Raw genomic sequence first — 24,905 nt, forward strand, 5'->3', positions numbered from 1 at the left:
ATGCCATAACCAAGATGAATGTCTCCACCTGCCACTGGCATTTACTACTATTGCTGCCACTGTGGGCAACAAATACAAATGCTGGAGGAAACCATACTGACTGAGTCAGTACCCTGTGGGGATAAGAATCTAATCAACATCAATCAGGAGTAAATAAAAATGTCAAAAATTGGTCTTTTCGTCGGTACTCAAACCGGTAAAACCGAGGCTGCAGCTGAAGAAATTCAAGAAGGACTTGGCGGTGATGATGTCGTCACTATACATAAAATAGAAGAGGCTGAAAATAGCGATTTTGAAAACTACGACAATATCATCATCGGCTGTCCTACTTGGGATATTGGGGAATTACAAGCTGACTGGGATGGCTACTTTGAAGAGTTAGATAATATCAACTTTAGTGGTAAGAAAGTTGCCTACTTTGGGACTGGAGACCAGGAGGGCTATCCTGATAATTTTATGGATGCCATTGGTATTCTAGAAGCCAAAATTTCCGAATTGGGGGGTAGCACCGTTGGACAGTGGCCAAATGAGGGTTACGAATTTAATGAATCAAAAGCTCTCAAAAATGGTAAGTTTATTGGTCTTGCCCTCGATGACGATAACCAGTCTGAACTGACTGAAAAACGGATAAAAACTTGGGTAGCCCAACTCAAACAAGAGTTTGGAGTTTAGTTTTTACCACCGTTGTAAGCTGGTAAGCATTCAGCTTAAACCTGAAAACAGTCTCTATTTTATAAAGCTAGCTACGTTGACCGTTGACTATTGACCACTTACAGTTGATCGTTAACGGTCAACATTAATGACTTCCCAACAGATAAAAAATTGCTTCACCCCTATTGAAGATTTGTGATTAAAAAATTGCTATAGGGATCCGTGTAGTAATTGTGATAATTTTTGATACCTACTCCCTACTCCCTACTCCCTACTCCCTACTCCCTACTCCCTACTCCCTACTCCCTAATCCCTACTCCCTACTCCCTTTGCTATATGTCTACTCTGCCTGATATCCTTTGGTTGAATGTTAGTCCAAGTTTTCTACGTTTTGATCAGCCTTTAATTCGTTATTTGTCTAAACAAAAGCGAGTTGGCCAGTGGGAGTATCGCCAAAACCAAGATGAACCAACTTCTCTTGATATCGCCCTTACCTTACTTCATGACTATCTCAAAACCTCAGATCATCCTATCCATCTGGTGGGCCACAGCACTGCCGGTTTGGTAGGACTACTGTATAGCCGTAAATATCCTGAAAAAGTCCAGTCTTTAACTCTATTATCAGTAGGTGTTAATCCCGCAGTTGACTGGCAAGCGCACTACTATGTGCAGTTCCAACTTCTACCCTGCACTCGCCAAGTGTTGCTTACCCAAATGGTTAAGAGCATCTTTGGTCATCAGAATCACCAGATCACTAAAGGTTTAGTAACCATCCTAGAGCAGGATTTAGCTTATTCTCCCTCTCCTCACTCCCTATATAAACGGGTTACTGTACCACCAAAAGCGCTGCAAGTGCCATTAATGGTATGTGGTTGCAAAGATGACATTATTGTTGATTCTAATGCTTTGCAAGGATGGAAATCTTGGTTAAAAGAATGCGATCGCTTATGGGAATATCCCGAAGGGGGTCACTTCTGCCACTATTTCCATCCCCAGCGAGTAGGACGGCAAATCGTCCGGTTTTGGGAATCCCTATCATCACCAGTCCCTGAGCCATTAGCGATTAGTAGTTAGGTAAGCTATCAGCTATCAGCTATCAGCTATCAGCTAAGGGCTGATGGCTGATGGCTGAATCCTGAAACTATCTGTAGCATCCATAAATAAATTAAAATCCTATTAGTTAGTAGTTATCCATGTTCGAGATACTTCTTTTTCCGGTTATCCAACATTTGGCAACGTTTCTGTGCTGCATAGCTGCTTGGACATTAATCGCAATAGCGTTATGGCGGATTAGGGTCACCTTTCTAGACGGTGTCGCTCATCTGAGACAATTACATCAAATTCCCTGTAGTCGCTGCGCCTTTTTTACTGGAGATTATCGCCTCAAGTGTACAGTACATCCGTCAAAGGCGCTAACAGAAGAAGCAATCAATTGTTATGACTATGAAGCAACTCTCAATCCTGCTAGGGTTAACTCACGACGGTGTAAGTGTAGTCATCAAGCTACGTCTAAAATTGTGTGACGATAATGCGTTCGGCTCTGGCGCTTCAGATGCGATTGGCCGTAGGCCACGCTAGGCTCCGGAAGCGTTCGCAAAGCGTGGCTTATACCAAAAATCAAAAGTCATGACATACATACAGATGGCTAAAGCCAATGTATATGGTCATTTTTTGATTCTAAGTATGACGCTACTTTTGAGAACTGGTATTACGCTACGGGAACACTTATCAGCTAATGCGCTACATCACAGGCTAGAAGCCTGTGCCACGCTACGCGAACAGTTTTTAAATAAGCGCACCTAAGCGGTCTTGGGGGAAACCCCAAAGACTGCGCTGCATTAAGACTGAAGTTCCCCCGTTCATTTGTACTACTAGACCAGTGAAAGGCTCTCCCCATAAGGGATATAGTGATTGAGCCAAAAAATTGTGTACCCATGTTGGTTCTTGAAGTATGTCTGCAATTGGAATATAATCCAACTATAGGCACTGGTCGCATTTTTATTCGAGAACCAAATCGCTTCTTGATGCAGTCGCTCATGGGGGAAACCCCCAAGACCGCGCTGCATCGCTCAAACGCTCTTCAGCTCAACGTTGTGAGCATTATCAATAATAATGTACCCAGTAGCAATAAGTACCGGCAAGCCTAGGAACGCCACAGAGCTTGGGATTGAGGTTTAGAGTAGCTCAAACTTTGGGGGAACTTCAGTACTGAATATTTACCAAACCTCCCAGCTCGTGAACAGGTAATGTTTCCGCTACCAGATGTTCGGAATCAGGCTTTAACTGAGTTGCAGACTCGTGCTGTGGTTGAGCTTTACGTTGAGACGCGCTCAATACCCAAGACGGTAGAGATTGCTTGGGATACTACCAAAACCGGTCGAAAGGATTCAATATATAAGCAAGCACATGCTCTGGTTACGCAGCTAGCGAGCTTGAAAGCAACCTGATGGTAGTTTAGGTACAAACTGTGAAAAGACTACCTGTTCAGCAATGAACAGGTTTTTTAATTTATGAAACAAAAACTTCCTGCTGGAAGGAGGTTAGTAACAACAAGGATAATTACCCTCTTACTCTGTTTTAACCCTTACAGTTAATATTTATTGCGGAAATGGCTGTTCAGAATACTTAAAGGCAAAATTAAATTATTCTTACCCAAAACAGAGAAAAACCATGGTACGTCGTCAATTTGTTCACCGAAAACATCAGGAACCTCAAAAAAAGTCAGACGATAGTTGGATACTACAACGGAGTGCCGTGCGTAGAGTTCCTGCAAAAACTCAGGAATCCCAGAAATCAAAAGACAGTTGGATATTGCAACGAAGTGCAGTGCATGAGGTTCCTGCAAAAAATTTGACGCAATCACCAAATTTCGTAGTGAAACCAAATTTGAGGCAACCATCAGATTTCGTAGTGAAACCAAATTTGAGGCAACCACCAGATTTCGTAGTCAAACCAAATTTAAGGCAACCACCAGATTTCGTAGTCAAACCAAATAAGGGAATTCAAGCGGACTTGACAAAGATACCAGTGAGAAATTATTCGGAAACACCTTTTCAACCAAGAATGCGATCGCATTTACAGGTAAAACAGCTTGTGGCTAAGGACAAATTAGCAGCCCAACAAAAGAAAGGAAGGAGTACTACAGAAACCCCTGTCCAGCGTCAGGAAGACAAAAGGGAAACGGAAAACAAGACAGGGTTACCAGACCATATCAAGGAAGGAATAGAAAGTCTATCTGGTTATGACCTCTCAGGGGTACGTGTGAACTACAATTCAGCCAAACCAGCTCAATTAAAAGCCCATGCTTATACTCAGGGTCAATCGATTGAAGTAGCGCCTGGACAGGAGCGGCATGTACCTCATGAAGCGTGGCATGTAGTGCAGCAGATGCAAGGTCGTGTGAAAGAAGAATTTAAGATGAAAGGGCTTAGTGTAAATAGTAACAGAGGTTTAGAGCGTGAAGCAGATGTCATGGGGAAAAAAGCTATACAGAAGCAAGAACACCAACTTGAAGCTAGTCAACCAAATAGCATACTTTTGAAAAACCAAGAAACCAAAGAGGTTAAAGCCAATAAAAAAAAGAACTTGCCAATAAACGAACAACCAATTCAAATGAGTGGGAGTAATGATAAAAGTGAAAAGCTATTCAAAACATTGAATAATTCGATGACTAATCAAGAACAAGATATCAATGACATCTTCAAAAATAACAGTCAAGAACAGTTTCTCCAGAATAAATTCGAACAGGACGTTGTTCAACCAACTGTAAGAAATTTTGTAGAGGCGGGACAACAATGGTTTAAAAAGAATTTCAAGAGGTGACAACAAACCTGTAAACTAGAGAGAATAAGGGTTTAAGCTAGACCTTTACTAAAAAAATCAGGGGGCGCTCGTGACCCCCCCAGAATCAAATATGTTTCCTGGCCTTTCGGCCACGCTACGCGAACAATTCTACCAGACTGTCTTCGAAACTCATCTGAATCAAAGTCAATATTTGACTTTACAATTGTTAATTTTACTCTTGCAAAATTATCATAATGTCCGTTTATCTCACTTAGCTAAACTATTCCCCCAACCCATCAAATATGAAAGTCGGGTCAGGAATCTTCAACGTTTTTTGAATTTGCCTAACTTAAGTACAAAACTTTTATGGTTTCCCATCATCAAACAACTTCTAAAACAAGAAGTTCGCCGCAGAGCCCCGAATCGAGCACAACGAAGGCGGGGTAAAAAACTCAATCTCATCCATCAGGGATATCTGTTAAAAATTGCTGGATCGAACTCAATGGCAAGAGCGAAATTTGATGATGTTGAGTTTAGCCTGGGGTAATCATGCTATTCCTGTTTATTGGCAACTATTGCCCAAAAAAGGCAATAGTAGTTTACAGCAACAAAAAAAAGTTTTAGCTCCGGTTTTACGGCTACTTCGTCCTTATCCAGTCCTCTTATTAGGCGACCGAGAATATCTAGCGTGTCAAACTGGCTCATTAGTTGGAGCAAAGGGGAGTAGACTTTGCTTTACGTCCCTATTAAGGGCACTTGCATTCAAGATGATGATGCCGTTTATCGAGCCCTCAAAACTTTAGAGATAAAGCCAGGAATGTCTCGATTTTATCAAAATATTTCTTGCACGAAAGCCCATCAGCTCGGTGACTTTAATTTAGCTGCTTATTGGAACCGATGCAGCGCGGTCTTGGGGGTTTCCCCCATGAGCGACTGCATCAAGACAGCGTAAATATCGAGGTCGAGGCAGTAAAGAACCTTGGTATATTCTGACGAGCTTGAATAGCTTACCACGGACTCTATCAGTCTATAGGGCTCGATGGGGTATCGAAACCTTATTCAGAGATTTAAAAACGGGAGGCTATAATGAGGTGCGACCCGTGGCGAATTTAATTCGCCTACGGTTCGCGCACCTCTCGAAAATACAAAAGTGAATGAGCGACGGTTAAAAGCCATTGTTTTACTAATTTCTATTGCTTATACTCTGGCAACTTTACACGGAGAATCTTTACAAAATCTCGGAGTCACTGAATATATTTGTCGTCCTAGAGACGAAACCTTGAAGAGTGGAGCCTTTAATGTCGGCAGGTTATGCATAAAAAGTTTAAATCTTGTGTAATAAGGCTCCACTCTTCTACGGTAACTTTTGACTGAACTAAAACGTTTAAGTCCGCGACATAGTTCTTTTTCGATTGGATTATATGCTCCTTTAGTAGTCCAATCCCTAGCCTTATGGTTCGATTTAGCCTTCAGTTTGATCAACCTCAAACCACACAAACGGCTCAATTTTCAGCGAGGACTTAACGCTTTATCCCTTGTCCAGAGAGCTTTGTAGCCTTGTTGTCACCCCTTGAGGAAAACAATGAGAAATAAAAAGGTTAAGTAACATTTCTTGCGGTTATTTAGTACCATTAAACGTATTAAATTCGGGGTTATTTCAGCTCCAAAAATCCCTGAAAAACGAGTGTTTCAGAATCCAAACTCCTACATCTCATTACCTACAATGCTACCTTTGGCATAAGTCAGTAAACCAATACTTTAGCGCTACCCCGGCTGCTGCGGCTGGGGATTCTTTTGTCCCAGGGGTCTCTAGCAGCTGCAATTAACTCCTTGCTTGAACCAGGGCGAATTAGACTAGAAGCGGCTACGGTGCCTAAACCACCTACAGCAGCAATTTGTAGTATTGTTCGTCGATTAATTGTCATGGGGTTAAACTTGAGAAAGATTCTTTTTTAGCTTCGATTATTATAGTAGACCTTGATCAACTTGATAAAAATATTTATCGATAAATTAAATCTTAAAGATGTGATCAAGAGATTGTGAACAGGTACTCAAGACACAAGTATCCCATACCACCCAAAAAAGTGGCCCAAAAAAAAAGTCCCAAGTCAGACTAGTGTTACTGATTCCAATTCTGCAAACTACGGCTACTCATCTATTTATCTCCCCATCTCCCTATCTCCCCATCTCCCCATCTCCCCATCTCCCTATCTCTTTATCTCCCCATCTCCCCATCTCCCCATCTCCCTATCTCTTTATCTCCCCATCTCCCTATCTCCCCATCTCCCCATCTCCCCACACCTCCCACACTTCCCACCCCTCCCACACTCCCCGTTTGACCCTGAGGTAAAAAACCTACCCCTGTGGGCTACTCCCTCGTCCCTAAAACTTTCGACTATCCTAATCAATCAGACGAAACACTTTCTTCTGCTTTTGAGCAGGTTGTTGTGATTGTTCTTGCTTACTTGTTTCTGGGTTGCTAGAAGGCTTCTGAGACTCTTTTGGCTCAGTTGATTCGCTAACTTTTGGTTTTTTCTCAAATACATTAACTCCTGCACCTTCTAACTCAATTACCCCTTCTGGAGAAACCCTGGCTATCTTTCCACTCAAAGCCGCTACCCAATCAGCAAAGCTATCCATCTTTTCTACTTGCTTTTTGAGGGTCTTGCGATTAAGTTCTGCCTGAACGGTTATGCCATTGTCACCAGTGAGGAGTAAAGTAACTTTCTTGCCTTGCTCCGGTAAATTAGGTCTTTCGGTAAACTTGACGGTGATTTCGGGTTTTCTGCCTTGAATCATGATAACTTCATTGGGTTTAGTGTTAGGGCTTGGTTGAGGTTGATAGTCAGTTTTTTCTTCGGAGTAATGTGAATAGAAATTTGAGTCTTCTAGATTTACGTTAACTGGATGAGCTTCCTCTATGTGGAGTTGCTCCCCTACTCGTCTACAAAAAAATTCCCAGAAATCATCCTTTTCTGCTGGTTCTGGCAAAGACCCCTGGAGACTTAACAAAAAAGGCTGCCATGGATAACTTTTGGCTTTTCCTCTAGGAGGCAGGTGATTGCGTTCTACATAAGCCACGACTGCTTCTGGCTTGACATCGTGAATTAAACCACGAACCCGAAACTGATCGACTCTTTCGTCACTGGGAGAATGACGTAGAGTAGTTTTCCCTTCTAGGGGAATAAATTTCTTGATTTGAATTTGAGCGAGTTTTCCTGCCTTGGTGATGCGGAAATATACTCGCCACAGATAGACTTTTTTCTCACCAAAAGAGGGGTTGGTACTTAATTTCTTCCACAAGGGTTGGTGCATATAGGCACTGAAGCTGATTCCTTGTTTGAGAACAATAGTTCCTTTAACTGATCGATTAGGCTCTTGAGATGGGTTTGGGTCAAATCGCCCAAACAGATAGCCCAGAGCCGAAAACTCGGTTGGACGACTAGGAGGGGTAAAGGGGACAACAACTTCCATGGGATTGGGAATTAAGGAGCCATTATATTTTAGACTATCAAATTACGGCAATCAGATGGACGTGAACTACCCCAACTTACTTCGTTGTTCGCGTAGCGTCGGCGAACGCCGAAGTTGGGGCTTCCAGTTTCACGGAAGAATGCCTCAATTTGGACGGACGTCCGCGTCTTGGTCTTACTTCTTCGACCCTGGCGTTGACCTCCCCCGTCCCAGAGGAGGATAGCATTCTGATACCTTCTGCTCTAATGTTCTTGGCCGCATTACCATCTCTGTCGTGGTGAGTTCCACAGCTTGGACAAATCCAAGTCCTTACATCAAGGGGCAACTCTTTGATCTGGTAATGACAATTAGAGCAGGTTTTAGAACTGGGAAACCATCGGTCTATCTCAATCAAAATTTTTCCTTCTCTGTCTTGATGCAATAGCGAGTGGGGGAAACCCCCAAGACCGCGCTGCATCGCTTTCGCATTTATAGGAAAGAAAATTCACAAAAGTTTTCCAGCCTAGATCAGATATTGCTTTAGCTAGTTTGTGGTTACGAACCATGCCCTTGACATTTAGGTGCGACCCGTGGCGAATTTCATTCGCCAACGGAAAGCGCACCTTTAGGTTTTCGACTACCACCACTTGGTTGTCATCAACTATCTTTCTAGATAGCTTATGTAGGTAGTCTTGGCGGACATTTCCAATCCGTTCGTATACCTTGGCTACAATTTTTCTAGCTTTTTTGCGCCCGTTACTTCCTTTCTTCTTCCGGGCAGCAATACGCTGTTTTTTAGCTAACTTCTTTTCGTACTTAGCTAAGTGTTTAGGATTGACAAATTTAGAGGTCTTTTCGCCATCGTAGGTGATCGCAAAATCTTTGATACCTAAGTCTATACCAATAACCTTGCCTTTCACGGAAGGTTGTACCCCATCTGAGTCGTATTCCATTAGGACAGAAGCGTAGTACTTCCCTGACGGAGTTTTACTGACAGTTACAGTCTTTATTTCTCCGTCCAATGGTCGATGAATCACTGCCTTAACGACACCTAACTTCCCAGGAAACTTAAGGCAATCACCTACTTGCTTGACCTTTTGGGGATATTGGATTGACTGACGATGATGGTATGACTTAAATCTTGGATATTTCGCCCTGCCTTGGCCTATGGCCACGCTTCGCGAACAAAAAAGTTTTGGTATGCACGGCTAAGATTAAGACTCACAGACTGTAAGACCTGAGAGTAGCAATTTTTTAGCCATTCGGTTTCTTTTTCTTTTTTGAGTTTTGGCAACATAGAGTTGAGTGCAGATTGCTTAAGTCCTTTGCCAGTTTCCTTGTAAGTTTCTATACAGTGAAAAGCGTGCATAATTCCACCACCAACGAGCACAACCAAAGTGCTGAGTCAAAATGTGAACTTGCTCCTGAGTTGGATAAATTCTTACTTTCACGGCTTTATGTTTCACTGCACTCATCTTTATTATCGACCTTAGTTAATATTATATGCATTTATTAGTAACGTGTCAACTGCTGCTAAAAGATTGTTCGCGTAGCGTGGCCTATGGCCAGGGGTCTATCCATCCCCATCCCTGGGACGGGTGGGGATGGATAGACCCCTCAAACTCCCCTATCCGTTAACTGGTTAAGTTTTACTTCCGATAAGTTCCTAGGGCTGTGGAGATTGTTGTTGAATACCCATAATAAAAGTGTCGAGCCCGGGCGCGGGAAGTGTAGGAACTTTGGTAAGTGTGGGGAGATGGGGAGATGGGGAGATGGGGAGCGGTGCGACCCGTGGCGAATTTAATTCGCCTAGCGATGCAGCGCGGTCTTGGGGAGGCAGCGCGGTCTTGGGGGTCCCCCCGGAGACGAAACCTGATTACGTTGAGCCTTTATGGTTGATAGGCTATGCAGAAAAGGGGTAAAACTTATTGATTAAGGCGAGCCTGTCTTACGGTAACTTCAAACCATGAGCGACTGCCGTTCCCCCAGCGACTGCATCAAGACAAGGAAAGCGCACCGAGGGACATTTGTATTAAGGATAATTATCTCGACATCATAATACTCCCTAAAGGGAAACCCTGGAAAGCAAGGGATCCCAGTGATTGAATCTGGCTAGAAATGAGGGTCACGATGAGGTGCGTTCAGCTCTACCACGCCTTTGGCGTTCACACAGTTACTTGACTTTTTGGTAGTCAACCAGGATCAGGTTGGCTCTACCAGCTTACCTAAATTTAAGTATAATTTAATACTTTTTTTGTCGTAGATTAAAATTGCTAAACTATAAGATAATAATTAATTATCTAGCATTTTTCAACCAAGGGATAAATGCTATAATACAAACAAATAAAACAGTATCATCACCACCCATGATCAGATGATCACATTAGGTGTTATTCCAACACTTTTATTACCAGCTTCTCAAGGGACTTAATAAGCGCCCATGTCAAGTTTTATCAAGTCAATCACTGTAGAGAGTCCCTCTTTAGTTTTCAAATTCGTAAACACAAAGGGTTTATCTCCTCGCATCTTTTTAGCATCCCGTTCCATCACCCCCAAATCTGCTCCCACCTGAGGTGCCAGATCAATTTTGTTAATCACCAGCAAGTCAGACTTGGTGATTCCTGGTCCTCCTTTACGAGGAATCTTATCCCCAGCAGCGACATCAATAACGTAGATCGTGAAATCTACTAGTTCTGGACTGAAGGTTGCTGCTAGGTTATCCCCTCCACTTTCTAGGAACACCAAGTCTAAATCAGTAAACCGATTTTCCAGCTGTTCAATGGCTGCCAAGTTCATGGAGGCATCTTCCCGAATGGCAGTATGGGGACAACCCCCTGTTTCCACACCCAGAATGCGATCGCTTTCTAGAGCCTGACTCCTAACTAAAAACTGGGCATCTTCCTGAGTATATATATCATTGGTGACCACAGCGATTTGATAAGAGTCTCGCAGGGCTTTACACAATGCATCTAATAGAGCAGTTTTCCCTGAACCAACTGGACCAGCAATACCAACACGAAAAGTACTCATGTTAACTAACTTAGAGTTAATTTTAATAGTGTAGTTTATTTCTGGTCATTAGCCATAAAAAAAATGTTAATTGCTACAAATTAACAATTAACAAATGGTAATTGGTAAGTTTAGATTTTTATTATAGCGTTTTCTAGTGACGATTAAGGAGTCAAGGCACCGACTTGCTGTAAATCCAAAAGAAAAATTTTCTGAGTAGATGCTTCGTTTGGTATAACAGCTGCATGAGATATCATCTCCAGAACACTGGCCTGACGGTAAGACTTCGGGATAGGTCGCATCATGTCTTGGGGTAACTCCACCAAATTAGGCAGATCATCCACAAAAATTCCCCAAAGTTCGGAGTCCCTAGGACGAATAATCACTAAGAACCTTTGGTTAGGGCTTCGGTGAGGTAAACTACCATCGCCCAACTGCTGATGTAAATCCCAAACTTTAATCGTATGCTTGCCTAGCTGAACTAATCCCATGGTTGTCATCTCCCGGCTGATTTCAGTGGTAAAATTAACCACTTTCAGGACATCCCTAATCCCAAGACATAGGGAATAGTCAGCAATCTTAAAAACCATGAATTTTTCTAGGTTTGAATTATTGTATAACATCGCCTTTATTTAACCTTATTATAGCTAGTAATATTTATGAAAAGGGAAACTTTTATTTTTTTGAGAATTTGTTAGGCTAAAAAAAATTACGTATTAATGATAAATTACTAATTAAAAATTACCAAATCCTTCCAGGATATAGGGTTGAATATACTGTTGATAAGTAGTCGGACAAAACTAAAATTAACTCTTTAAATAGGGAGCAGGGAGCAGGGACTTCGGAGCAGGGAGCAGAGGGACTTTTGGCAACTTTACACAAGTTAATATAGGGAGGTTTATTTTTGTCCAGGTACTTAATACTTATGCAGTATAGTCTTTATTCCCCCGACTCCCTACCTCACAGGGGTAGGTTTTTTACATTTGGGTCGGGAATCGGGAATCGGGAATCGGGAATCGGGAATCGGGAGTCGGAACCCACCCCTAACCCCTCCTAGGAGGGGAAGAGCGGTAAATGGGGAGAATTATCCCGGAAATAATTGTGTATTTTGATACATATTTTTATCAATTTATACCTAATAAAAGTACTTACTCGCCCCTTTGTAAAAAACCTACCCTTGTCAGCTACTCCCGACTCCCTACTCCCTACTCCCTACTCCCTCGGTGCGCTTTCCGTAGGCGAATTAAATTCGCCACGGGTCGCACCGCTCCCTACTCCCTTATTAAGGGTTAAATGGGCTCAACAACATCGGTTACTGTTGTCAACAATTTGTGTTCCAAATAGGGCTTAGTGATATAAGCCTTGGCCCCCAACTGTGCAGCAATCAAGCGGTGTTTATCGTTACTGCGGGATGTGAGGATAACGACAGGAATATCTACCAAAGCAGGATCTTGCTGACAGTATTTGAGAAATTCAAACCCATTCATGCGAGGCATCTCAATATCACAGATTATCAACTGTATGTCTGTCTGATGCTGTAGTTGTTCAATCCCTTCATAACCATCCTGGGCTTGAAACACGTGATAGCCATTCTTTTCTAAGGTCATGGCTAGAGTGTGGCGCAGGGTGATCGAGTCATCTACCAGGAGTACCTTTGATTTATGTCTGAGCCAGAACGGTTCAAGGGTTGAAGGTGGAAGCTGCTTTTGCGAAAGGGTTTCTATCGGTTCGGTGGCTTGATCTGGGCTTAAACTTTTAACCTTCAATGTGCCAACCTGTAACCTTTGACTGGCATTGGTTTGCTGCTCAGACAGGTACTGGATCAATTCAGTCCCATCCAGCACCAATGTCAACCGACCATCGGCCAGAATACTGCCCCCATTCACATAGGGGGGTGGCACAATCATTGTCCCGAAAGGACGAATCACCAACTCCTGATCTCCGAGCAGTTGGTCTACTTCCAGACCGACAAGCTGATCCTGGTAATGGATCAGAATAATCGGTCTAATCGTCTCTTTAGGAACAACAGGCTGATGCCGATGGGTTACCGAGAATGGAGAAAGCACAGAGGAATAATCTAGGACTTGCCCAAGTTGGTAGACTTTAACCAGTTGTTGATCACTCCCGGTACCCAAGTAGAGAACTTTACCATCTTTCCAACTTCGGAGCTGGTTTTCCTGAGGAATAATAATTTGGGAGACTTGATCAGTGATTAAACCATAAACTTGGTTACCAGCCTGGCACAGGAGTAACTTATCTATGGTTAAACTCAGGGGAATTTGTAGTCTAAATCTGGTACCAAGGTCAGGAGAAGAATCAACCTGGACGGAACCCCTGAGAGCTTTGACCTGGTTTAGGACAACATCAAGACCAACACCACGTCCAGAGAGGTTATTCACCCCAGAGACCGTGGAAAAGCCTGGTTCAAACAACAAATTCCTCAGCTGAGCCTCACTGAGTCTATTACTCTGTTCCAGGTCAATCAGTTCACGTTCTATTGCTAGTTGGCGAATCCGTTCAAAATTCAACCCTGGCCCGTCATCAAACACTTCAATCACCAAATGTCTGCCCCGATGGCAAGCACTGATTTCAATTAATCCCTTTTCTGGTTTGCCCTGTTGTTGTCGTAGAGCAGGAGTCTCAATGCCGTGGTCAAAAGCATTACGCACAAGATGCAGCATGGGGTCGTACAACTTCTGGGCAACAACTTTATCCACTAAAACATCATGACCAGAGATTTTTAGCTCGACCAGCTTATGGTGGGAAGCTGACAACTGCTTGAGGACAGGGGGGAAACGGCTAAATACTTCCCCTAAAGGCAACATCCGGGCGTCCATCAAGACATCACGATGGTTGGTTAACAACCGACGTTGTTGTTCGAGAGTCTTACTGGATTGGGTGCTGAACAGCTCAATGTCTAGGGCAGCTTCTGTTAATTGTACAGCTTCTTCTAGAACTGACTGGATCTCAAGCTCGGGTGTACTATAACGTTTTAGTTCCAGGTCATCGAAATAGTCTGTATCAAGAAGGTTAGTGGCTTGTTCGCGTTCGCGCAGCGGAGGCCGTAGGCCACGCTTCGCGAACGGCTTTGCCGAAAGCGTGGCCTTTTGGCCTTGGTTAGTAGGTTGAAAGTTGGTATGTTGAAAGTTGGCAGGTTGAGAGCCTAGCGTGGCCAATAGGCCTTGGTTATTAAGTTGTTCGGCTTTGGCGTTCGAGTAGGGTAGGTTGGCAGCAGAATTGGGGTTGGTAGCTTTGTTTTTGTTTAAACCTTCAACATTAAACTTGCTAACCTGCAACGTTTTTTCTTGCCAAGAGTAGGAAGAAGACTTAAGATTTGGGTCGGTAGCTTTATTTTTGTTTAAACCTTCAACATTAAACTTGCTAACCTGCAACCTTTGCCTAATCTGCTGTTGTTGCCTCAAAATAAACAGGCGGTCGTACCAATCTTGTACTTGCTCAAGCACTTGTTGATGTTGCTGGATACGATTAAGGAGTACTCGCACTGCCGCCAACAGTTGTTCATTTTCGAGCAACTGGCGGTTTTGATTGGTTAGTAATTCCCCAATGGTGTAATTCAGGTATTCTAGATGCTCAATATTTATCCGCACAGTACCAGATAGATCCCTAGATGATGGTGTGCTGGGATGTTGGTTGGAGGAAGTTATGGCGAGATGGGAAGAGTTTAGAGGGGAATTTCTGGCATTGCCTATGGGCGGGATGATCTCGTCTGTAATAATTTCGGGCTCTTGTCCTTGTTCTTTATTTTCATTATCTCCATCAATCATCCCCATGTTGTGGAAAACAACATTTTTTTCTGTGCCGACTTCTGGCTCAGGGGAGGCTATCTCTCCATCCAAGACATTTATCTGTGTTTGCTTCGACCTCTGCAACTTTTTACTTTGGTCAGAGGTTTGCTCATCTAGTGGGGTTGACTCTCCCCAGATCATTTCCACAAGTTGGGACTGTTTCCTTCTGTTAGATTCTGGATGAGTAACGGAAGAATTATTAACAACACCTTCTACTTCTTCTAGTCCGGACTCAACTCGATTAAGGTCTTGTTCTTTTCCGTTGCCCAAGACAGAAGATTCATTTTGAATTGTCAATTGTGAATTTTGACTTGAATACCTAAGGTCAGCTAGTTGTTGCAGAACCATAGAAGGTTGACCACCTTGAGTCCTATCCCCTTCTAGCACCGCTGCTTGTGCTGCAACGAAATCACACAAAGCGGTCTTGGCAATGGTGACCACCTGATTTGGATGGTTGTCTAGGGCTGCGATCGCATTTTTGGCAATAGCGGCAAACCCTGGTAGATTAAGGGATTCCCCTAACCCCAAGAAAATGTCTGCTTGGTGGCGAACTGTGATGCTGATTTCAGTGGGATTGTGACTATTTAGGGCAGCTTGGATTAGGTCTAACCCTTGGCTAACCCCCACTTCAAATATGGACTGGGTGACGTCGAAGCCCAATTCTAGTGAGGTGGGTAGATAGGATTCGTGACCAAAACAGTCCCCCAGCTTCTCTTGGAGTTGGGCAACAACAGCAGCAGTTCGATTCTTGATTTCAGTGTCATCGATTTGCCCCCCTGTGAGTTCAGCAGTCAGAGGTAGACGTAGACACTCATAAGCTTGAAACAGTAAGGCTTCAATGTCTGGATCAATGGACAAGTCGGGATTAAACAGAGCTTTAAAAACATCCTCCAAGGAGTGAGCTACCGTGGCAATTGTTTCCAAGCCAATGCTAGCTGCTGCGCCTTTGAGGGTATGGGTAGTCCGCATCAAGTTGTTGACTTTATTGATGCTATAGTTTTCTGACAAACTCAGCAAATCGTTTTCCAAGACTTGCAGCAGTTCCGGTGCTTCCTGGAGAAAGTAGCGATAGCTTTGCTCACGAATTTTCGGGTCATTAGTCATTAGAGCAGTTGTCAATTGGGTGAGGTATTTTATTCTTAGGGAGTAGGGAGTAGGGAGTAGGGAGTAGGGAGTAGGGAGTAGGGAATCGGAACCCACCCCTAACCCCTCCCAGGAGGGGAATCGGGAATCGGGAATCGGGAATCGGGATAAAATAAAAAAATTTATCTCTACCTGATTATTCTAAAAAATGATAGTCTTATTAGTTTTTATACAAAGTTAATAAATTAGGTATTGTATTAAACAAAAACATGCCATTCTTAATTAAGAATACCTTGAAAAGGTATATAGTCAATAAAAGAAAAAAGAGATATCCCAGTCCCATTTTGCCTTTTGCCTTTTGCCTTTTGCCTTTTGCCTTTTGCCTTTTGCCTTTTGCCTTTTGCCTTTTGCCTTTTGCCTTTTGCCTTTTGCCTTTTGCCTTTTGCCTTTTGCCTTTTGCCTTGCTAAAATTCATTTTAAATGGATTTTAGCAATGGCGACTACTCAACCTTGAACTGGTCAGCACTGGCTTGAAGATTCTTCGCCATGGCTAGGAGTTCTTGGAAAGACTTAGAAATTTCCATGGCATCGGAAGACGTTTTGTTGGCAATTCCTGCAACTTCAGTCATGGTAGTGGTCACGGATTGGAACTCTTGGGTCTGTACCTGGGTGGCTTGGGTAATACCCTCTACAAGCTGGCTGATTTGGCTGGTGGCTTCAACAATGGCATTGAGCGTTAGACGGGTATCTTGTACCATAGCGGTTCCTTGAGCAACCTGTTGAATCCCTTTATCCATGGCTGTAGACACCTCAGCAGTACTCTTCTGGATCTCCTGCACCAACTGCTCGATTTCAGTGGTGGCTTCCGCTGACTGACGGGCTAGAGAACGCACCTCATCGGCAACAACTACAAAACCCCGTCCATACTCACCGGCCCTGGTGGCTTCAATAGCTGCATTCAACGCTAGCAATTGGGTCTGATTCGTAAAGTTGCTAATCAGGTTTACTACCCTCGAAACCTTCTGGGACGATTCGCTCAAGCGCTTAAGCCGTTTGCTGGTTTCGGCCACTGTCTCCCGGATTTCCAGAATTCCATCTACAGTACGGTTCATTGCTGCATCCCCTTCTTGGAGGGTTTGGTTAGCGGTTTGGACTGCCACTTCTACCTGTTGAGCACTCTGACCAACAGCGTCTGTAGAATTAACCATGGTCTGGATGTGCTCTAAGGCTTGACCAAGAGCCATAAATTGTTGCTGGGCTTGGGCTGTGAGCAAGGCAATGTTTGATTCCCTCTCAACAGACGTTTGGGCAACTTTCCTGGAGGCTTGCTGGACTTGAGTCACGATCCGGCGCAGGCTTTGCAAGGTGTTGTTGTAGGCATCAGCAATGGTACCGACTTCATTGTTGGTGACCGGAGCTCGGACAGTCAGGTCTCCTTCTAGAGCTGGCCGCACTGCTGAGAGCAACTGCATTACCTCCCGCTGTACCGCTTCTTTGTCGGCTTTCTCCCGTTGTGCGGCATTGGTCAGCTGCTGGGACTGGTTCTGGATTTGTGCGAGATACTCAGCCTGTTGCAGGGCTGCCCCCACTTGCACCCCAATCTGAGCCAGGGCGTTGAGTTCAAACTCTTGCCAGTTACGAGCACCAGTATTTTGGTAGGTACCCAGTAAACCCCATAAGCTTCCTTCGATAAAAATCGGTACTAGCATATAAGCCTTAACCTCATATTGCTCTAAGGTTTCTAGGTAACTGTCAGAATAACCAAAGGTGTAAATGTCATCAACTGCCAAGCTTTCACGATGGCGATACCGACCTCCCTGGGTGTCTTGTAGATAAGTATCGGGCCAGAAAGCTTCCATATCCGCTCCCACCCATGGTAACCAACCGGTGGCAACTGCCTCAGCCACAAACTGACCAGTCCAATCTCGATTGAATTGATAGAGGGCGACGCGATCGCATTTGAGCAACTGCCGGACTTCTTGGGTTGTGATACCATAGATTTTCGTTACCTCCCGAGACTGGAATAGCTTACCGACTATTTTGGTTACCCCCTGAGCAATTTGAGCTGCTTTGCTGAGTTGGCTAGATTGGGCTCGTAACTGATCGAGGTAATGGGATCGCTGCAAGGCTAATCCCAGGGAATTACTAATCTGGAGCATCAGGGTGACATCGGTATCTTGCCACTGACGGGTTCCCGTATTTTGGTAAGCTGCCAGCAGCCCCCAGAGCTTTTCACCTTGGAAAATCGGCATAATCAGATATGCCCTGGCTTGGTACTGTTCCAGAGTGTTGATGTAGCAGGGAGAGAAACCCATGGCATAGATGTCATCAACCTTCTTGAACCGGTCACCTTGGGCGAAGTCCCCACCCTGGGTTTCTTGCAAGCAGGTATCAATATGATTACGAGAATTAACACTCAGGGCTGTAACGGTGCAGCGCTCAGAAGCGATTAGATCAACCTTCAGGCGGTCGTCTCTTTCTTGTTCAGTGATTAAGGAAATCCATCCAGGGGCAACGGATTCAGCCACAAACTCACCACTCCAGTCAGAGTTAAAGCGATAGATTACTACCCGGTCAGCTTCCAACACTTGCCGCAACTCTTTGGTAATACTCTGGAAGATACTATAAACATCTAGAGACTGGGACAAATGGTTGCTAAGGCTTGCTACTACTCGTTCCCGCACAGCAGCTTGGCCAAGCTGATGGGATTTGGCCTCCACTTGATCGAGGTAGCTCAATTGCTGTAGGGCTACCCCAAAGTGCAGAGCAAGCTGCTTGGCAAAATCAATCTCATACTCCTGCCATTGACGAGGCTGACTGCATTGGTGAATGCACAACAATCCCCACAATAATGGTCCTTGAAGTAGGGGCACAACCAGATTAGCTCGGACTTGGAACTGAGCCAGCAGCTCAATATGGCAATCGCTCAGTCCAGCATTGTAGACATCAGCAACCGCTTGCACACGTCCTTCGGTGTAGTGAGAGGCATACTGTTCACCAAAGCAGTGGTCGTTAACTTTGATTCCTAGCATGGCATTGTAGCCTGATGCCACATCCTCAGATACCAATTCCCCATCATCAAAGCCAGAGTTAGGGTAAAACTTAAATACACCCACCCGGTCAACCTGAAGAAGCTTACGAATTTCGATAGCAGTTGTCTTGAAAATGGTATCGAGGTTTCGAGACTGACGGATCTTGTTGATGATTCCAACTACCGCTCGCTCCATCCGTGCGATTTTAGCTACCTGAGTAGATTTTGCCTCTACTTGCGCCAGGTACTCTGTTTGTTGTAGGGCAACTTCAAAGTGAAGGGAAATTTGCTTGGCAAAATCAATCTCATACTCCTGCCATTGACGGGGCTTACTGCATTGGTGAATGCATAAAAATCCCCACAGTTGAGACCCTTTACGCAATGGCACCACTAGGTTAGCCCGGACTTGAAACTGAGCTAGCAGCTCAATGTAGCAATCGCTGAGGTCCCCATTGTAGATATCAGCAACTGTGTGTACTCGCCCTTCAATATAGTGCTGGGAATACTGTTGACTAAAGCAATGGTCGTGAACCTTGCTACCGAGGATAGAATCGTACCCATTGACTACATCTTCAGACACCAACTCTCCATCATTAAAACCGGAGTCAGGGTCAAACCGAAACAGACCCACCCGGTCAGCCATCAGAAGCTTACGAATTTCTATGGTTGTGGTCTTGAAAATGGTATCCAGTTTCCGAGATTGCCGGATCTTGTTGATGATTTTGACCGCTGATTTTTCTAGGTCTGCAGCCAATAGCAGTTGCTTGGATTGTGCTCGCAGTTGCTCAACAGACTCCGTTTGCTGGAGGCCAACCCCAAATTGTCGGCCCATCTGAGCCAGTATACCCACCTCCATTTTCTGCCAGTGACGAGGGCCATTGTTCTGGTAAGCTGCCAGTAAACCCCACAAGGTTTCCCCTTGCAGAATCGGTACAATCACATAAGCTTTAGCCTGAAATTGCTCCAAGATATCAATGTGACACTGAGTATGACCAGCCTTGTAAATGTCATCAACCGCTAAGGTTTCATTGTGGCGATACCTACCCCCTTGGGTTTCCTCCAAATAGGTATCGCGCCAGACTTTTTTAATACTCGATCCAACTAACGGTATCCAACCATGTGCCACATCCTCAGCCACAAACTCACCACTCCAGTCTCGATTGAAGCGATACACAGCGACGCGATCGCACTTGAGCTGCTGCCGGATTTCTTCAGTAGCAGTCTGGAAAACACTGTTGATGTCAGAACTCTTAAGTATTTTATCAAGCAAGCGACTTGCGATTTTTTCTCCCTGAACAGCAATATCCAGTTGCTCCGATTTCTCCTGTAGCTGGGCTGTAATGTCCAATTGTTTGAGAATACTACTGAGACGGTCACTGAGTAATGACAGCAGCATCACCTCACTATCAAGCCAGCGCCGAGGGCGAGAGTTCTGGTAAACGGCGAATAAGCCCCAGAGGTGTTCACCATTAAAGATTGGGGCTATAATATAAGCCTTGGTCTGGTATTTTTCTAAGGTTTCAATGTAGCACTGAGAAAAACCAGCGGCATAAATGTCGTCAACTCGCTCTACCTGCTGACCTTTGAAATAGCTGCCTCCTTGTGTCTGCTTTAAATAGGTATCGGTAGTAGGGCTGGCCACGGATCCGATTTGCTTGACCGTACAGCGCTTAGAGGACAATATATCTGGTGATGTCAGGTTAGGATTTTGCTTTTGGTCTTCGAGCAGCCTCACCCAAGCATCTGCAACTGACTCAGCCACAAATTCACCACTCCAGTCAGGATTGAACCGATAAACCACTACCCGATCAGCCTTCAAAAACAGGCGCAGTTCGTGGCAAATGTTGCCCAGGGCAATCTCCGGTACATTTGACGGCGCAATTGTGGCCAAGATTTGAGCCAAAACCTTTTCCTGCTTCACCTGCTCTCGCCGTCGGATACTAAATTCCACTGGCTGTAGACTTAGCCTCAGTTCAGTAACAACTTGGTAGAGCAGACTAATGTCAGCTTCCTGCCATTCCCGGGAACCAGAACATTGCTGCACCACTAGTAAGCCCCACAGTTGCCCATCGAGCAAAATCGGTAGACTTAGGCTGGCTTTGACCTGGAATCGTTCTAGCAGTTGGAGTTGAAACGGACTCAAAGCCCGGTCATTAATATCATTAAGGGCTACAACTTCCTGTTGCTCGTAGGCTGAGCGATTCTCAGCTCCAAAAGCAATCACCGGCAGGTACTCCCCCTGGCTGGGAGTATAGCCACCCACCATTGATTCAACTAGCACCGTACCCCGATTCTCGGACTGGAAGCGAAAAATCAAGGCTCGGTCTACCCGTAAACGCTGACTAACCTCAGTCACGGTGGTTCTCAACAGGACATCACTAGTTTCTGCTTTGCGCATCTGAGTTGCCAGGTGGAATAACCACTGCCGCTCACCCTTGCAGTGTTGCTCAATATCCACAGCTAGGTGGAACTTCACGCCGGTAGGTGTCCCCTTGCCATTGCCATTACTCGATGATTGATTGAGTTGGGACGAAGATGTGAGTATTTCCTCAGATTTATCAAATTGTGGCATAGTTATAGTTTCCTTTCTTGATGCAGTCGCTCTTGGGGAGGGGCTGCGTGGGTCACCTGCGTCCGCACCTTGAAAGCCCCGTGGAAACCCCCTTTGGCCGACTGCATCGCTTTTTTCAACATCTGATAATGGTAAAATTGCCGACCATGATGGCATCTCAGAGGCAATCGAGTCGGTAGTAACCCTCCCAATAGACTGTTCAATGGGCAGAGTTAGTGACGAGCTTGTCAACCAGTCATAATTGATTTGATGGGATTGATTTGGTTGATCAAAACTGATCATGATTGCCCTGATCAATTGGCAGATCTCCGAGGAGGCTAAGTCGAAAAACCTCAAGACTGCCCTCCCCAAGACTCCCCTTCTTGATGTGTCTGCCATAGGGGACATTGAGTAATAGCCATGACATCCAAAACTGCACCCCCATCCCCAGGTAGGTAACCCAGGAGAAAAGGCAGTAGCGATTGAGGAAATAAACCAGGAGTCGGTGGCTGGAGTTGCTCCAATTCATGTAACTCAATCTCATTGACTTGCGACACTACCAGACCCACAGACTGGTCATTGACCTCAACCACTATGGCCACAGGAGATACCGAAACTTGCCCAAGCTTCGACAGAGGTGGATAGCCAACCAGCTGGTTTAGGTCTACCAACCAGAGCATTTCTGAACGCCAATTACCAATTCCCAAAATGCAACTAGGCATTTCCGGCACCAGCAGAACCTCCGGCACATTCACCCTGATAATTTCCGTAATCTGCTCTAGGGGCAACAGAACACTGTCCTGTTTGCCAATAGGAAAACGCAGCAACCGCACTCGGGTTTCTGGGGTTAGTGGATCTAAGTTTAGTAGGTCAAGATTTGTTTGTGTTACCGCTGGGTCAAGGGAGTTCAACATTACCTAATACCTAATACCTAATACCTAATACCTAATACCTAATGCCTAATGCCTAATGCCTAACAATTGCTGGATTGTTTGTATTAGTTCTTGCTGGTCTATCGGTTTAGATAAATAGGCATCAGCTCCCAGCATCGAACCCCAGAGTTTGTCGGCATCAGTTCCTTTAGTTGAGCAAATCACCACTGGGATGGTTTGGGTGTTGGAATTAGTCTTGAGTTCCCGGCACAGTTCAAACCCGCTTTGTCCTGGCAAAATCACATCAACAATCACCACATCTGGTTTCTGGGACTGGAGTTTAATCTGGGCATCCTCACTACTTGTGACACTAACTACCTTGAGACCAGCTTCTCTGAGGTAACAACTTACCATCTCATTTTCTGTCAAGCTATCTTCAACCAAAAGGACTGTAATCATAATTATTTTATAAAATTATTGAGAATATTAGTTTTTTTTGTAAATATTATTTTTTGATTGATTTTTTTATTAAAAATAATATTTAGTAAATTGAATGAATAAGTATACAAAATTAATTGTGATAAGTTTTTCTCGAAAGTTCCCTACTCCCTACTCCCTACTCCCTACTCCCTACTCCCTGTTCCCTTTGCTAAACTATTAAAGTAAGTATTCAACCGGACAGGATATTACGAGTAACTCCGAGATGCCTTTGTAGAATTGTCAATACCTTTGACCGAGTAATAGGCTTTGCTAAAAAGTCCGTAGAACCGACCATCTTTGCCCGCACTCGGTCTACAATTCCGTCATTACTGGTGACCATAATTACTGGCGTGTCTTGAAACACCGAAACCCGACGAATTTGTGCACAGACTTCATACCCGTTTAAAACTGGCATCACCAAATCCAAGAAGATCAGCTGTGGTTTGTGCTTTAGCAAGGTCGGCAAGGCTTTGATTGGGTCTTGAACATTGATAAATCGATAGCCAGCATTGGCAAGAATTTGACTCATGGTCAGCCGATCGATTTGGCTGTCTTCGATATAAACTACCAAGGGACTAGCTGGTAATGTCTGAATTGGTCCTCCTTTTCTTCCGGTAGTTTCTGGCATTGGGTTAGTGGCTTTAGTAAAGTGAGTATCACAGCGGAAGTCTCCAACCGAGATCAGACCCATCACCTGTAATCTGATATAGGGCATGATTGATTGGGTCAGAGGCAAAAGATTCTGTTTCAACCTCAGAGCTAAATCCCTCAAAGTGCGATCGCCATCCACTAAGGTAGTCAGGTTATGGTAGGCCAGTAATGAGGTCTGCTGTCGCAATTTGTCAGCATCCCAGATCACCGGAGCCAAAGAAGGGGAAATATTTACCAAACCAGCCTGTTGCCAAGGTTCCCAAGCCTGCGAAGCCTGTTGCCAAATCTGATCAGCTTCAATTATTACCAATGTTGAATCAGACGTTGAATCAGAGGTTGAATCAATAGTCTGTTGAGGAATCTGCCTGTAAGTTAGTTGCTCTGATGAACCACAGCGGAGTTGTTCCTGCCGTTGGATGATATCGAAGAGTATTTCCGTACAGTTGCCAGCAACAACAGACCTCATCTGTTTTAGCGGTACTTTCCCCTGTCTGACTAGTTCTGCTAGAGATGGGTAATCCCAATACACCGGCTGAGCCGACGACCCCTGACACACAGGAAATGCTGATAGTTCTGGGCAGTGTACAGACAACTGCCGACACCAACGACGAATCGGATGCATTTTACTAGCACCCCCAGTCAAACGACCCAAGTGAAAAGAAAGACTCCACTGCTGACCTTGGGGATCTTCAATCTCCAACCGACCAGTCAATTGCGCCTTTGCGCAACCTTGAATCTGTTGTGCCAGTTTGTCGGTGGTCAATACTTTTTGAGTCGTCATTGGTGTCTCTATAGATATATAGCAATGCCACTAGTAATTAGTAACTCTTAACTAACAATTAACAATGAATATTTAACAAGTAATAATCCTAGTTTTTTAGCGCCTCTATTAGCACGTATATTGTCAATTTTTACTATTTTAATTAATACCTAATAGGTAATAGTGTGAATTATAATATTGTGTATAGTTTTCAGAACTTACGCAGCCACTATATTTGGATAGTATTTACAAAATATCGGGTTTTTAGCCCAGTTTTCCGTAAATCATGGTTTTGGTGAAATGCACCAAAATCGTAATGTTAGCAGACAATTCAAGCTAGGGTTGTGGAGATGCACCATGATCGAGTTTCACTAACCATCAGCAAAACTCGGTTAGCCAAACTGAAGGTCAATTAGTAGCTGACCTTGATAAATCTTAGCTTAATTAAGGGTTTTTTTAAAACAAATTAATTAAACTTAACTTTATTTATTATGGCTTAATCATAACTATGATATAAGTCTTAAGATAGGCTAATTGTCGTAGGATACTTTGCTAACATGCAAATGTAGCATTTCTCAGTAACATCAGCAACAAAATCTAGCTAACTTTATTAAGTCTTTAAAAAAAGGATTATTTATTTTCAAAAGAATTAACTGCGAAATAATCGTGTGTACTGAGTTTCGTGAGCCATACTTGCCAGGTAAGCATATGCGCTACTTGAGATGCTACTTGAGGTGCTATCAGGCGTGAGCCTTGGCCGTTGGCCACGCTACTT

At 44.2% G+C, this 24,905-nt stretch carries 26 protein-coding genes and 1 pseudogene; 12 read left to right on the forward strand and 15 right to left on the reverse strand.

What is annotated here, in order from left to right; translation table 11 throughout:
* Window positions 1-159 precede the first annotated feature (159 nt).
* From fldA to BJP34_RS36600, 8 genes and pseudogenes are all read left to right on the forward strand, one after another.
* Entirely contained in the window at window positions 160-672 is a 513-nt protein-coding gene (fldA, locus tag BJP34_RS11805) for a flavodoxin FldA (RefSeq protein ID WP_070392521.1), read from the forward strand.
* Between the two features lie 315 nt (window positions 673-987).
* Window positions 988-1,725, forward strand: a complete 738-nt coding sequence (locus BJP34_RS11810) for an alpha/beta fold hydrolase (protein ID WP_070392522.1) — start codon at window positions 988-990, stop codon at window positions 1,723-1,725.
* A 119-nt stretch (window positions 1,726-1,844) separates the two neighbouring features.
* On the forward strand, window positions 1,845-2,174 hold the full coding sequence (locus BJP34_RS36595) for a hypothetical protein (RefSeq protein ID WP_083305109.1): 330 nt from the start codon (window positions 1,845-1,847) through the stop codon (window positions 2,172-2,174).
* Between the two features lie 103 nt (window positions 2,175-2,277).
* On the forward strand, window positions 2,278-2,454 hold the full coding sequence (locus BJP34_RS42995; protein WP_158517145.1) for a hypothetical protein: 177 nt from the start codon (window positions 2,278-2,280) through the stop codon (window positions 2,452-2,454).
* Between the two features lie 221 nt (window positions 2,455-2,675).
* Window positions 2,676-2,798: a hypothetical protein gene (locus BJP34_RS48700; protein ID WP_267876540.1), complete on the forward strand. Its 123-nt coding sequence runs from the start codon at window positions 2,676-2,678 to the stop codon at window positions 2,796-2,798.
* A 99-nt stretch (window positions 2,799-2,897) separates the two neighbouring features.
* On the forward strand, window positions 2,898-3,098 hold the full coding sequence (locus tag BJP34_RS11820) for a hypothetical protein (protein WP_070392524.1): 201 nt from the start codon (window positions 2,898-2,900) through the stop codon (window positions 3,096-3,098).
* Window positions 3,099-3,321: 223 nt separating this feature from the next.
* Window positions 3,322-4,473, forward strand: a complete 1,152-nt coding sequence (locus BJP34_RS11825; protein WP_070392525.1) for a DUF4157 domain-containing protein — start codon at window positions 3,322-3,324, stop codon at window positions 4,471-4,473.
* A gap of 91 nt (window positions 4,474-4,564) precedes the next feature.
* A pseudogene (locus BJP34_RS36600) lies at window positions 4,565-5,989 on the forward strand (IS4 family transposase).
* A 187-nt stretch (window positions 5,990-6,176) separates the two neighbouring features.
* Here the strand turns inward: BJP34_RS36600 and BJP34_RS11835 are convergent.
* The 6 genes from BJP34_RS11835 to BJP34_RS50415 all read right to left on the reverse strand — a co-directional run bounded on the left by BJP34_RS11835 (window position 6,177) and on the right by BJP34_RS50415 (window position 9,362).
* On the reverse strand, window positions 6,177-6,359 hold the full coding sequence (locus tag BJP34_RS11835; protein ID WP_070392527.1) for a hypothetical protein: 183 nt from the start codon (window positions 6,357-6,359) through the stop codon (window positions 6,177-6,179).
* A gap of 475 nt (window positions 6,360-6,834) precedes the next feature.
* Complete coding sequence (locus BJP34_RS46385; protein ID WP_070392528.1) at window positions 6,835-7,908, reverse strand: hypothetical protein; 1,074 nt, start codon at window positions 7,906-7,908, stop codon at window positions 6,835-6,837.
* Between the two features lie 76 nt (window positions 7,909-7,984).
* Window positions 7,985-8,302 (reverse strand): zinc ribbon domain-containing protein, encoded by a 318-nt coding sequence (locus tag BJP34_RS50400; protein ID WP_418904134.1) that lies wholly within the window; start codon window positions 8,300-8,302, stop codon window positions 7,985-7,987.
* Window positions 8,295-9,062: an RNA-guided endonuclease InsQ/TnpB family protein gene (locus BJP34_RS50405; RefSeq protein WP_418904135.1), complete on the reverse strand. Its 768-nt coding sequence runs from the start codon at window positions 9,060-9,062 to the stop codon at window positions 8,295-8,297. Before BJP34_RS50405 ends, BJP34_RS50400 begins: the two co-directional genes overlap by 8 nt.
* Entirely contained in the window at window positions 9,053-9,256 is a 204-nt protein-coding gene (locus BJP34_RS50410) for a hypothetical protein (RefSeq protein ID WP_418904184.1), read from the reverse strand. Before BJP34_RS50410 ends, BJP34_RS50405 begins: the two co-directional genes overlap by 10 nt.
* Window positions 9,204-9,362 carry a helix-turn-helix domain-containing protein gene (locus BJP34_RS50415; RefSeq protein WP_418904136.1) on the reverse strand — a complete coding sequence of 53 codons (159 nt, stop codon included), beginning with the start codon at window positions 9,360-9,362 and terminating at the stop codon, window positions 9,204-9,206. The genes BJP34_RS50410 and BJP34_RS50415 overlap by 53 nt, the downstream gene beginning before the upstream one ends.
* 289 nt (window positions 9,363-9,651) lie before the next feature.
* Here BJP34_RS50415 and BJP34_RS48705 point away from each other — a divergent pair, with 289 nt between their 5' ends.
* Window positions 9,652-9,786, forward strand: a complete 135-nt coding sequence (locus BJP34_RS48705; RefSeq protein WP_267876541.1) for a hypothetical protein — start codon at window positions 9,652-9,654, stop codon at window positions 9,784-9,786.
* 528 nt (window positions 9,787-10,314) lie between these two features.
* Here BJP34_RS48705 and ureG read toward each other — a convergent pair.
* The 3 genes from ureG to BJP34_RS43000 form a co-directional block, all read right to left on the reverse strand.
* Complete coding sequence (ureG, locus tag BJP34_RS11855) at window positions 10,315-10,917, reverse strand: urease accessory protein UreG (RefSeq protein WP_070392530.1); 603 nt, start codon at window positions 10,915-10,917, stop codon at window positions 10,315-10,317.
* Window positions 10,918-11,060: 143 nt separating this feature from the next.
* Window positions 11,061-11,519, reverse strand: coding sequence for a chemotaxis protein CheW (locus BJP34_RS11860; protein ID WP_070392531.1), 459 nt, complete (start codon window positions 11,517-11,519; stop codon window positions 11,061-11,063).
* A gap of 118 nt (window positions 11,520-11,637) precedes the next feature.
* A complete protein-coding gene (locus tag BJP34_RS43000) occupies window positions 11,638-11,778 on the reverse strand; it encodes a hypothetical protein (protein WP_158517146.1) in 141 nt (46 codons plus the stop codon).
* A gap of 43 nt (window positions 11,779-11,821) precedes the next feature.
* Here BJP34_RS43000 and BJP34_RS48710 point away from each other — a divergent pair, with 43 nt between their 5' ends.
* Window positions 11,822-11,953, forward strand: coding sequence for a hypothetical protein (locus tag BJP34_RS48710; RefSeq protein ID WP_267876542.1), 132 nt, complete (start codon window positions 11,822-11,824; stop codon window positions 11,951-11,953).
* Between the two features lie 17 nt (window positions 11,954-11,970).
* Window positions 11,971-12,189, forward strand: a complete 219-nt coding sequence (locus tag BJP34_RS39420; protein ID WP_149030927.1) for a hypothetical protein — start codon at window positions 11,971-11,973, stop codon at window positions 12,187-12,189.
* Here the strand turns inward: BJP34_RS39420 and BJP34_RS11865 are convergent.
* Complete coding sequence (locus BJP34_RS11865; protein ID WP_229424325.1) at window positions 12,186-15,902, reverse strand: hybrid sensor histidine kinase/response regulator; 3,717 nt, start codon at window positions 15,900-15,902, stop codon at window positions 12,186-12,188. The two genes, BJP34_RS39420 and BJP34_RS11865, sit on opposite strands and share 4 nt — an antisense overlap.
* 241 nt (window positions 15,903-16,143) lie before the next feature.
* Here BJP34_RS11865 and BJP34_RS43005 point away from each other — a divergent pair, with 241 nt between their 5' ends.
* Window positions 16,144-16,299, forward strand: a complete 156-nt coding sequence (locus tag BJP34_RS43005; protein WP_158517147.1) for a hypothetical protein — start codon at window positions 16,144-16,146, stop codon at window positions 16,297-16,299.
* On the opposite strand, the gene BJP34_RS11875 is transcribed toward BJP34_RS43005, so the two are convergent.
* The 5 genes from BJP34_RS11875 to BJP34_RS11890 form a co-directional block, all read right to left on the reverse strand.
* Window positions 16,286-21,388: a GAF domain-containing protein gene (locus tag BJP34_RS11875; protein WP_070396624.1), complete on the reverse strand. Its 5,103-nt coding sequence runs from the start codon at window positions 21,386-21,388 to the stop codon at window positions 16,286-16,288. The genes BJP34_RS43005 and BJP34_RS11875 overlap by 14 nt on opposite strands.
* Before the next feature lie 2 nt (window positions 21,389-21,390).
* Window positions 21,391-21,591, reverse strand: a complete 201-nt coding sequence (locus BJP34_RS39425) for a hypothetical protein (protein ID WP_149030928.1) — start codon at window positions 21,589-21,591, stop codon at window positions 21,391-21,393.
* A gap of 129 nt (window positions 21,592-21,720) precedes the next feature.
* A complete protein-coding gene (locus BJP34_RS11880; RefSeq protein ID WP_070392534.1) occupies window positions 21,721-22,281 on the reverse strand; it encodes a chemotaxis protein CheW in 561 nt (186 codons plus the stop codon).
* A gap of 45 nt (window positions 22,282-22,326) precedes the next feature.
* Window positions 22,327-22,698 (reverse strand): response regulator transcription factor, encoded by a 372-nt coding sequence (locus BJP34_RS11885; protein WP_070392535.1) that lies wholly within the window; start codon window positions 22,696-22,698, stop codon window positions 22,327-22,329.
* Between the two features lie 211 nt (window positions 22,699-22,909).
* Entirely contained in the window at window positions 22,910-24,151 is a 1,242-nt protein-coding gene (locus BJP34_RS11890; RefSeq protein ID WP_070392536.1) for a response regulator, read from the reverse strand.
* Window positions 24,152-24,905 lie beyond the last annotated feature (754 nt).

It is taken from the genome of Moorena producens PAL-8-15-08-1 (assembly GCF_001767235.1).
GTDB classification, from domain to species: domain Bacteria; phylum Cyanobacteriota; class Cyanobacteriia; order Cyanobacteriales; family Coleofasciculaceae; genus Moorena; species Moorena producens_A.